Raw genomic sequence first — 9,241 nt, 5'->3', positions numbered from 1 at the left:
TTGAATCCGATTGACTCTCAACAGCATTGAGAACATTGCGACCAAGTCGCCTGGGTTCGGATCGAAACAGTGTGGAAGACAACGGAACTCGGTGGCGCGCGCCACAGCGCCCCGGATGTTGGTCAGCCATTACTTCCGCTTTCGAGTCCGGCTCGGATCGAATGAAGGATCAGGCTGCCTGATCCTTCATTCGACAAAGCTCCTGCAGGTCGGTAGCGCCTACCGCCGAGCCGGGTCAGTCCAGACAGAACTCGTTGCCCTCGGGGTCGGTCATCACGATGTGGCCGGCGCTCATCGGGGGACCGGGCTCCTCGCGACGTACCCGTCTCGCCCCCAGCGCGAGGAGCCGGTTGCACTCGGCCTCGAGCGCCGCCATCCGTTCCTCGCCCTGTAGTCCGGGAGCCGCACGGACGTCCAGGTGGACGCGGTTCTTGGCGACTTTGTCCTCCGGCACCTGCTGGAAGAACAGTCGTGGGCCGTGCCCGTGCGGGTCCTCGATGGCCGATCTCGTGTTGCGCTGCTCCGGCGGTACACCGATACGAGCGAGGAACTCCTCCCATGCGGCCAGCGGGTCGGCATCTGCGGGCAGGTCGACTCCGGGCGGGCCGGGGTGGACGTAGCCCAGTACGTCGCGCCAGAAGGTGGACAGTGCCTTCGGGTCGTGGGCGTCGAAGGTGATCTGGATGTGGCGGCTCATCGGGTTGCTCCGTTCGTTGCGGACTTCGTGTGCAGGTAGAGGTCGCGCAGCAGGCAGACCTCGGACAGGTGATGGATCAGCTCGCGGTGGATGTGCAGCACCAGGTCGGCCATGGGCAACTCGGGGTAGGGCTCCTTCGCGCCGACCGGGACCCGGAGCCCGGCCTCGCCGAGACCACGCACCCCGGCCAGCCAGACATCGAGCTGGGCCTGGAGTTGGTCGAGCGCAGTAGCCGCACTGGGCGCGTACTCCCAGGTCTCGTACGACGCCGCCGGTGCGCCGAAATGCGACGCGTTGCGCGCCGCGAGTACACCGACGATGACATGACCAAGTCGCCAGGCGATCGTGCTGAAGGCCGCGGGGACCGGTTGGGGGAGAGCGTAGTCGATCGTGAAGTCCCCGGCACCGACCTGTACGGGCGCCGTCGAGGTGCCGCGTGGCCGCACGCTCCACGCGTCCGGCACCGGCGACCAGAAGTACTCGTCGTCGGTGAGGCCGTCGAGCCTGGCTCGGATCTGATGGTTCCAATGGAACTCCCACTGCTCGCGCAGCGACCGGTTCCAGTCGAGTTCGTCTGCATCCATGGAGCTACCCTGACATGCCTAGCGGACAGCATCGGTCCGCTATCTCTGACAGGGTGGGCGACATGGACGTGGAGCGGGGTACGACGGAGCGGGTGCTCACCCTGCTCGGGCTGCTACAGCAACGCCAGGTCTGGACCGGCCCCGAACTCGCCGACCGGCTCGGGGTCACGCCGCGCACGGTACGTCGCGATGTCGAGCGACTGCGCACGCTCGGCTATCCGGTGCATGCCAGCCAGGGTGTCGGCGGCGGCTACCAGCTCGGCGCGGGGCAGGACCTGCCGCCGCTACTGCTCGACGACCAGGAGGCGATCGTCACCGCGGTCTCGCTACTCGTCGGCGCGGGTGCGATCGCCAGCGCAGGCGACGCAGCACTGCGGGCGCTGACCAAGCTCGACCGTGTGCTGCCCACCCGGTTGCGGCACGAGGTGCGCGCGCTGTCCGGCTCGGTCGAATCCTTCGGCGGCGGCCGCACGCCGGTCGACCCGGAGGTGCTCATGATGCTGGCCAGAGCCTGCCGCGACGAGGTCGAGGCCGGTTTCGATTACCCGTCCGGGAGCGAGGTACGACGGCGACAAGTGGAGCCCTACCGTCTGGTCGCCTCTGACCGGCGCTGGTACCTGCTCGCCTACGACCTCGACCGCGACGACTGGCGCAGCTTCCGCGTCGACAAGATGACCGAGGTGTCGGCACGGACCTGGCGCTTCCGCCCGCGCCCGGCGCCCGACGCGGCGACGTACGTGCAGGAGAGCGTGGCGAGCCGGGTCTACCCGCACCAGGCGCGCTTCCTGGTACACGCCTCGGCCGACACCGTGCGTGCGCAGATTCCAGCGTCGGCGGCCGTCGTACGACCGCGAGGAAATGAGCGCTGCGAGGTACTCAGCGGTGCCGAAAACCTCGACGCCGTGCTCATGCACATACTCCTACTGGGGCACGACTTCGAGGTACTGGACCCGCCAGAGCTCGGCAGGCGCTGTCACGCGCTGGCGCAGCGACTGCTGTCGGCCGGTGCCACGATGCCGGACATGGAGGACTCGTGAGCCGCGACCATCGCCGAGATGGGTGTGCGCGAGCCCGACCATCCCGGCGCCTGAACCGAACGCCTCCGGGTATCACGCCACCAGCACTTCGACAGCACCGGCCATCCGGTCGTACGCAGCGTGGAGCCGGGCGGATCCTGGCGCCGGTGCTGTCTCGACGAACTGCTCGGCTAGCCGCGATCAGCCGGTGCCCCAACGCTTTCGGTGTGCGGGAGCACGTCGGCGAAGCGTGGTGTGCCGGGTTCGGATGGCAGTCGCGTGACGCGGGCGGTGAAGCTGATCGCGTGGTACCAGCCGCACAGCAGCAGCAGATCCAGCAGCTGCTGCTCGTCGAACTCGGCCGCGAGGCCAGCCCACAGCACATCGTCGATATCGCCATGATCGTGCAGGGCGTCCACGGCCCGTAGCAGCAGCCGTTCGGATTCGGTTGTCCAGCAGGGATCTTCGGGGTTGCCGTGGGTCAGGGAGGTCTGCTCTTCGGTGGTGATGCGCGCCCGGGCAGCGAATACCGCGATGTGCACACCCCATTCGTACTCGCAGCCGCAGCGGGCGCAGGTGCGGTCGATGACCAATTCGCGTTCGCGCAGGCTCAGCGAGAGTTCTCGGCCCAGTTCGTAACTGCCCCAGCCATGCATGGCCGTCGCCATCGGCAGGTTGCGGGCGAAGAGCCGGAACAGCGCGATGGGTGGGGCGCCCGAGGGCATCATGCGGGCCAGCAGTTCGCCGGCCGCGTCGGTGTAAGGCGGTTCCAGAGGGTCGATTCTGGACATTCCAGCTCCATGTGTTTCGGAAATAGAAACACCTCGAATGCTAGTGTTTCGATAATCGAAACACAAGGGAGTGCGATGGACGTCCCCCGCCCAGGCCACCCGGTTCGCGGCTCGACCACCGGTCGGCCGCTCATGGCCGCGCTGGATCTACTCGGCCGTCGTTGGACGCTGCGCATCGTGTGGGAACTGCGCGACGGGCCGGTCGGGGCCCGCGCTCTGCTGGCCCGGTGTCAGGGATTGTCTTCGAGCGTGCTCTACCAGCGCTTGGGTGAACTCACTGCCGCAGGGCTGATCACGGCCACCGATGACGGCTACGCGCTCACCCCGCTCGGCGCGGGCCTGCGCGGCGCACTCGGCCCACTCGATGCCTGGGCAACCGAGTGGGCCGAGTCGCAATAGTTCCGAATAGTTCAGGCAGTCGGGCGGTTGCGCGCCCGCAGGGCAACGCGGCCCGCAGTTTTGGTGGCCGCGGCAGCCTCGCCCGCCTGAGTGAGCGGATAGCTCGCCTCGATCTCGAACTGCAGGACGCTGCGTGCGGCCGGGCCGACCAACCGATGAGGCGGCGGCGTTCGGTTGCGCCGATCTCTTCGGCACGCTTGGAGCCCAGAAGCCGTTCACCACGGCCTGTTTGAAGATCATCGCGCAGGGTTCGATGGACCATCGGCTGAGCAGAGAGCGCGCCGAAAGAGATCAGCTCACCGCGCGGGCCGAGCAGATCGTCGGCGGAATTCCGCCGACCTGATCCCATGGCGCGCGATCGTGCGCCGTCGGTGGCCAGTGCGGCCGCTCACGTCGCCCTCGGTGGCGAATATCGGCTCGAATCCCAACTCCCGCAACGTCTTCGCGGCTGTCTCACTGCGAACGACGTTGAGCACATGGACGCCGCACTGGCCAGGTTCACCGGCCAGTCCACCGCGCCGGTTGGTGGCATTGATCGCGATCCACTGGCCGGGTTCGACGTTCAGGTCCTCGAGCAGCATGAGTGCGCTCAGGGGCAGGGGCAGGGGCAGGGGCAGCAGTGGGCTCGTGGTCACGTCGGACACCGTGTCCGGCGCCACCTGGTACGAGAACCTGAAGACTGGTCCGCGAAGTAGGTCGGGGTACCCAGTTTTCACCGGTTCCGTTGGTAATTCGTTTCGTATACACAAACGAAACGAAACGTAACTCCGGCGGGCGGATTGCGAGAGCTCAGGAATGACTGGCCTCCGATAATGTTCACTTATCGGTGGTCAGATCCAGCGGGTTGGTCAGCCGAAAGATCTGGGGCGACACGGATTTCGTTTCGTGTGAATACGTTGGGTTCGACGAAACAAACGCTACGATTCTGCGGTGTCCAACGTTTGCAACTACCCCGGATGTGCTCGACCGATTACGCGCGGGGGTGGGCCGGGGCGGCCCTCGGAATACTGTGATCAACCGGAGCACACCCGGTGGCGCGCTTGGCGAGAACGGCAACGACAACAACAGGAGTCGCAGACGTCGGCGGCTACCGTCACTGTGACGCAACAAGGTCCGGTGACGGTGGCTCGGCTGCGCGCGGATGAGCTGCTCACTCAATTCCGTGGACTGGCCGATCAATTGGGGAACACGCTGAATTCGGCGGTGACCGAGCTGTCCACGCTTGCCGATCCGGCGATCGCCGAGGCGCAGGTGCAGGCCGTGCAGGCCGACGCGGCACGGCGCATCGCGGAGGCCGAGGTCGCCACAGTCGCCGCGGATCAGGCGCGACGCGAAGCGGAGGAGGCGCGCGCGGCCGCGGAATCGGCCGCCGACGATGCGGCCGGCGCGGCCGAACATGCGGAATCACTGGTGGCCGAAGCGGATACGGCGCGGTCGGATGCGTTGCGTGAGGTCGAACGGGTCACCAAACAGGCCGCCGACGATGTCTTCGCGGCACGCAGCGAGGCCGATGCCGAAATCCGCACCATCCGCCGCGACGCGGCCGACGATGTGGAACGCGCGCGGCAGCAGGCCACCGAGGATGTGGAACTGGCGCGCCGGAAGGCGACGACCGACATCGAACAGATCCGCCGCGAGTCCGCCCAACAGATCACCGCGGCCGGTGCCGAACGCGATCTGGCGGTGCAGCGTGCGGCCGATGCCGAGCGCGCCATCGAACGCGCCGAACAGGCCGTGGCGGAACGCAATCAGGCCGTCGCGGAGGCGCGCGAGGAACTGAACCGACTGCGCGAGGAACTGGATCGCACGCGCAACGAACTCGCCGAGGTTCGCCGCGCGGCAAGTGCGGAGGTCGCTGCGGTGCGCGCCGAATCGGCGGCCGCGCTCGAGCAGGCGCGGCGCGAAGCGGTGGAACGGTTGGCCACGCTGGACGACGCCCGCGCCCAAACCCTGGCCCGCGCCGAACGCGCCGAACGCCAGCTCGACCATATGGTCGCCGAATCCCGCCAGAGCCGAACCGGATCGGCGTCCGACGGCGCTCCTGGATAGGGGCAGTCTCCGTTGTCAGGGCCGGGGCACCCTTGTCGTCCGGGTGCCGATTCGGATCGACAAATGTTCCGATTCACGCACCCCGCTCAACCCGACGACGCCGATCAGTCCCACGAGCTACTCAATCCGGTGCGGGTCGGCGGACGCAATCCTGGCCTGTACTGCGCAACTGCGCATTGAGCCGTGCGGCCTGTCGCGTGAGGTGATCGCGTTCGGGGAGGCTGGACACCGAGCGGGCAGCTTGGCTGTAGAGCCGTGCCGCGGTCACCGGGTCACCGTCACGTTCGTGCAGGTACGCCGCGACGGCGGCGTAGCGGGGCAGAGCGGGATCGAGCTCGGCCAACGCGGCCAAGCCGCCCTGCGGGCCGTCGGCCTCACCGACCGCGACGGCCCGGTTGAGGCGGGCCACCGGGCTGTCGGTGAGGCGCACCAGTTCGTCGTACCACTCGACGATCTGCACCCAGTCGGTTTCCTCGGCCGCCCGGGCATCGGCATGCAGCGCGGCGATGGCGGCTTGGGCCTGGAACTCCCCGAGACGGTCGCGCGTGAGGGCTGCCTGGAGCACCTCGACGCCCTCGGCGATCAGGCGGGTGTTCCACAGACTGCGGTCCTGCTCGGCCAGAGGTACGAGCCCGCCGTCGGGGCCGATCCGCGCCGGGCGCCGCGCGTGGTGCAGCAGCATCAGCGCGAGCAAGCCCGCGACCTCCTCATGGTGGGTCTTGGCCGCCAGCTGGCGAGTCAGCCGGATCGCCTCGCCGACGAGATCGACATCACCGGAATAGCCCTCGTTGAAGACCAGGTAGAGCACGCGCAGCACCGTGGTGACGTCACCGGGCTGGTTGAACCGGACGCCCGAGACGGTCCGCTTGGCCCTGCTGATCCGCTGGGCCATGGTCGCCTCCGGCACGAGGTAGGCCTGCGCGATCTGACGGGTGGTCAGGCCACCGACCGCACGCAGCGTGAGCGCGACGGCCGACGCCGGTGTCAACGACGGGTGTGCGCACAGGAAGTACAGCTGCAACGTGTCGTCCGCCGCCTCGCCCGGGCCGGGCACAGGCTCGGCCTCGACGAGCACCTCGCGCCGCTGCCTGGAGGTATCGGCGCGGGCAGCGTCGAGGAACTTGCGCCAGGCCGCGGTGATCAACCAGCCCTTGGGATCCCGCGGTGGATCATCCGTCCACACCCGCACCGCTTCGACCAGCGCGTCCTGCACGGCATCCTCGGCCGCCGCGAAGTCGGCTCCGCGACGGAGAAGAATCCCGATCACCGTGGGGGTGAGGGACCGCAGCAGGGCCTCATCCACCGTCCGTCACTCCGTGATGGTCGCACACGCGGTCAGGAAGGGGCGCAACTCGAGCCACTCGTGGATCGGCTTCCCGCCCGCACCCGGCGCCGCGGACAACTCACCGGCCAGCTCGAGCGCCCGCTCGTAGGTCTCGACATCGATCACCATCCAACCGGCGATCAGGTCCTTGGTTTCCGCGAACGGGCCGTCGGTGACCGGCGGTCGCCCCTCGCCGTCGTAGCGGACGAACGTGCCCTCCGGGGCGAGGGCACGTTCGTCGACGAACTCGCCGGTGGCCTCGAGCCGTGCGGCGAAGTCCTGCATGTACTGCACGTGGGCCGAAACCTCCTCCGGCGTCCACTGGTCCATCGGCACGTCGTTGACCGACGCCGGTGCACCTCGATAGTGCTTGAGCAGCAGGTATTTGGCCATCATGTTCTCCTTGGTACGGTACGGCCCATTCTGGCCGTGTTCAGTTCGGGGACGCAGCGGCAGGCGGATTCTCGACATCCCACCGCGAAATTTTCTGGCGGACTTCGAAACTGCGCTCAGGCGCGCTGACGCTCGTCCCGCTGCTGTACCAGCTCCTCGACCGCGCTCGGCAGAGTCGTCTCGAAGTCGATCAGCTTCGCCCATGTCGGGGTCACGACGATCCGGACCATGCCGTCGTAGAGCGAACGTACTTCCGCCTCCCAGTGAACCCGTTGCTCGGGCGTCATCTCGTAGGTGCCGTTCATCTGGAGATACTCGTCCGGGATGCCATCGACGAGGTCCAACCCGGCCCGGCCGCGGATGAGCAAGATCTTGGGCGGGTGCACTTCGGTGTCGATCTTCAGGGCAACCATCGGGTTCTCGCGCAGGGCCGGGAGCTTCGGGGCGTTCTTCGAAGTGCACATGACGATCTGCGAAGCATTCCAGGTGAACGCGATCGGGACATTGCGGGGTGTGCCGTCCTTGGCGACGTAGGCCAAACGGGTCAGTGCGCCCACACTCCACGCCGCGTGAAACCTCCACTCGCCGTTGAAGGATAGGGTGGCCCATGGCTGTTATTCACCGCACGACCATGTCGCCCAGCAAGCTCGAACTGCTTACCGCCTGGTTACCGACTCGGCCGTGGTATCGAGACGGCGGGCCCGCGCCGCGGCTGAGCAAGGCCGGTGGCTTCCGGCTCGACGATCCGGCGGGTGCGGTCGGCATCGAATTCGTGCTCGTGAACGATCACGCTGGACCCGAATCCATCGCCTACCACGTGCCGTTGACCTACCGCGGCGCACCACTCGACGGTGCCGATGACGCTCTTGTCGGCACCTCGATGCACGGTGTGCTCGGACAGCGCTGGATCTACGACGCGACCCGTGATCCGGTGGCGATCGCTCGGATCGTCGCGCTGCTGGCCGGGCAGGCGCAGCCGCAAGCGCAGGGCATGAGTGACACGCCGGATCCCTCCGTTGTCGCGGTCGGCGAGTTCCCTTCCACTGCAACGCAATTCCGCTCAGCTGTTGATACACCGACGCACACCGCCATCGCCGTCGGCAGTGGTCGAAGCGTTCGGATCGAGCGGGTACTGCGTCCCGAGCCCGCCACACCGGCTTCCGACCAGAAGGATGCCGTCCGAGTATCCGCGCCGTGGCAGATCGGCGGTTCCACCGTGCGCGGTGTGGTCCTGGCGATCAGCGCATGACCGGACCCGAGCAGCGGTGGTGGTCCTGGACGGCCGCACGTCCTCGACTACTGCTCGCATTCGGGCTGATCGCGCTCACGGCCACCACCATCGGAGTCGTGGACGCGACGCGGACCGCGGGCGACCGGTCGGCCTACGAGCGCGAAGACCACGCTCTGAACCCAGCCCGCGTCACTGATGCCGTCGTCCACGGGGGTGTGACGCGGTCGGCGACCTACCGACTCGAAGTCGACACCGGCATCGAGCGGCACCTCGACTTCCCTTCCGGCAATACGATCCTCGCCGCAGTGACGCCCGGATCGGCTGTCGAACTGGAGATTTGGCGCGATCAAGTCGTCGCGGTGCGTTGGAACGACATCCGCGCCGAAACCGTCGACGCGCCGACGGCGGATTTCGGCACTGCGATCGGCGCCTCGCTCATCGGATTCGGCTGTGCGCTGCTCGGGTTCGGCGGTTGGCTCGTCGAGCGGAACCGTCGAGCATGGCGGCCGAGGGTCGAAGCCGCACTGGTCGCGGCGCTCTGCGAGGGATTCGTGATGATCGTCGCGGGCTGGCTGCTGCTGCGAGACCCGTTGCGCGAGAACCTGCTCGCCCGGCACATGCCGCTGACGCTCGTGGCCGGAACGGTCCTCGCCTGCGGTATCGCAACGCTGACACACCGGCACAATGCACCACGACACGCTCAGTTGGCGTAGAAATATCGCGACCCGGAAGCAAACACCCGGTTATCCGCGTCCGG

Annotated in this window: 12 protein-coding genes; 5 read left to right on the top strand and 7 right to left on the bottom strand. The window is 67.6% G+C overall.

Features of this window, described 5'->3' with window-relative positions; genetic code table 11:
- Positions 1–235 precede the first annotated feature (235 nt).
- On the bottom strand, positions 236–697 hold the full coding sequence (locus NP3_RS35720; RefSeq protein WP_063046138.1) for a VOC family protein: 462 nt from the start codon (positions 695–697) through the stop codon (positions 236–238).
- Positions 694–1,281, bottom strand: a complete 588-nt coding sequence (locus NP3_RS35715) for a DinB family protein (RefSeq protein ID WP_063046137.1) — start codon at positions 1,279–1,281, stop codon at positions 694–696. The genes NP3_RS35720 and NP3_RS35715 overlap by 4 nt, the downstream gene beginning before the upstream one ends.
- A 62-nt stretch (positions 1,282–1,343) precedes the next feature.
- On the opposite strand from NP3_RS35715, the gene NP3_RS35710 reads away from it, so the two are divergent.
- Positions 1,344–2,318: a helix-turn-helix transcriptional regulator gene (locus tag NP3_RS35710; RefSeq protein WP_063046136.1), complete on the top strand. Its 975-nt coding sequence runs from the start codon at positions 1,344–1,346 to the stop codon at positions 2,316–2,318.
- Between the two features lie 170 nt (positions 2,319–2,488).
- Here the strand turns inward: NP3_RS35710 and NP3_RS35705 are convergent, their stop codons facing one another.
- Positions 2,489–3,088, bottom strand: coding sequence for a carboxymuconolactone decarboxylase family protein (locus NP3_RS35705; RefSeq protein WP_063046135.1), 600 nt, complete (start codon positions 3,086–3,088; stop codon positions 2,489–2,491).
- 75 nt (positions 3,089–3,163) lie between these two features.
- On the opposite strand from NP3_RS35705, the gene NP3_RS35700 reads away from it, so the two are divergent.
- Positions 3,164–3,487 carry a winged helix-turn-helix transcriptional regulator gene (locus NP3_RS35700; RefSeq protein ID WP_063046134.1) on the top strand — a complete coding sequence of 108 codons (324 nt, stop codon included), beginning with the start codon at positions 3,164–3,166 and terminating at the stop codon, positions 3,485–3,487.
- Between the two features lie 296 nt (positions 3,488–3,783).
- Here the strand turns inward: NP3_RS35700 and NP3_RS35695 are convergent, their stop codons facing one another.
- Complete coding sequence (locus NP3_RS35695; protein ID WP_157124772.1) at positions 3,784–4,122, bottom strand: hypothetical protein; 339 nt, start codon at positions 4,120–4,122, stop codon at positions 3,784–3,786.
- A 463-nt stretch (positions 4,123–4,585) separates the two neighbouring features.
- On the opposite strand from NP3_RS35695, the gene NP3_RS35690 reads away from it, so the two are divergent.
- Entirely contained in the window at positions 4,586–5,536 is a 951-nt protein-coding gene (locus NP3_RS35690; protein ID WP_063046132.1) for a coiled-coil domain-containing protein, read from the top strand.
- Between the two features lie 121 nt (positions 5,537–5,657).
- Here NP3_RS35690 and NP3_RS35685 read toward each other — a convergent pair whose 3' ends face one another.
- The 3 genes from NP3_RS35685 to NP3_RS35675 all read right to left on the bottom strand — a co-directional run bounded on the left by NP3_RS35685 (position 5,658) and on the right by NP3_RS35675 (position 7,810).
- Positions 5,658–6,839 (bottom strand): RNA polymerase sigma factor, encoded by a 1,182-nt coding sequence (locus tag NP3_RS35685; protein ID WP_063046131.1) that lies wholly within the window; start codon positions 6,837–6,839, stop codon positions 5,658–5,660.
- A gap of 6 nt (positions 6,840–6,845) precedes the next feature.
- A complete protein-coding gene (locus NP3_RS35680) occupies positions 6,846–7,253 on the bottom strand; it encodes a YciI family protein (RefSeq protein WP_063046142.1) in 408 nt (135 codons plus the stop codon).
- Between the two features lie 116 nt (positions 7,254–7,369).
- Entirely contained in the window at positions 7,370–7,810 is a 441-nt protein-coding gene (locus NP3_RS35675; protein WP_063046130.1) for a pyridoxamine 5-phosphate oxidase, read from the bottom strand.
- Between the two features lie 50 nt (positions 7,811–7,860).
- Between NP3_RS35675 and NP3_RS35670 the strand changes: the two genes are divergently transcribed.
- Both NP3_RS35670 and NP3_RS49415 read left to right on the top strand, forming a co-directional pair.
- Entirely contained in the window at positions 7,861–8,502 is a 642-nt protein-coding gene (locus tag NP3_RS35670) for a maltokinase N-terminal cap-like domain-containing protein (protein WP_063046129.1), read from the top strand.
- On the top strand, positions 8,499–9,197 hold the full coding sequence (locus NP3_RS49415; protein ID WP_063046128.1) for a hypothetical protein: 699 nt from the start codon (positions 8,499–8,501) through the stop codon (positions 9,195–9,197). The genes NP3_RS35670 and NP3_RS49415 overlap by 4 nt, the downstream gene beginning before the upstream one ends.
- The last annotated feature ends 44 nt before the right edge of the window (positions 9,198–9,241 follow it).

This window comes from Nocardia pseudovaccinii NBRC 100343 (assembly GCF_001613225.1).
GTDB classification, from domain to species: domain Bacteria; phylum Actinomycetota; class Actinomycetes; order Mycobacteriales; family Mycobacteriaceae; genus Nocardia; species Nocardia pseudovaccinii.
This window is presented reverse-complemented; position numbering and strand designations above follow the sequence as displayed.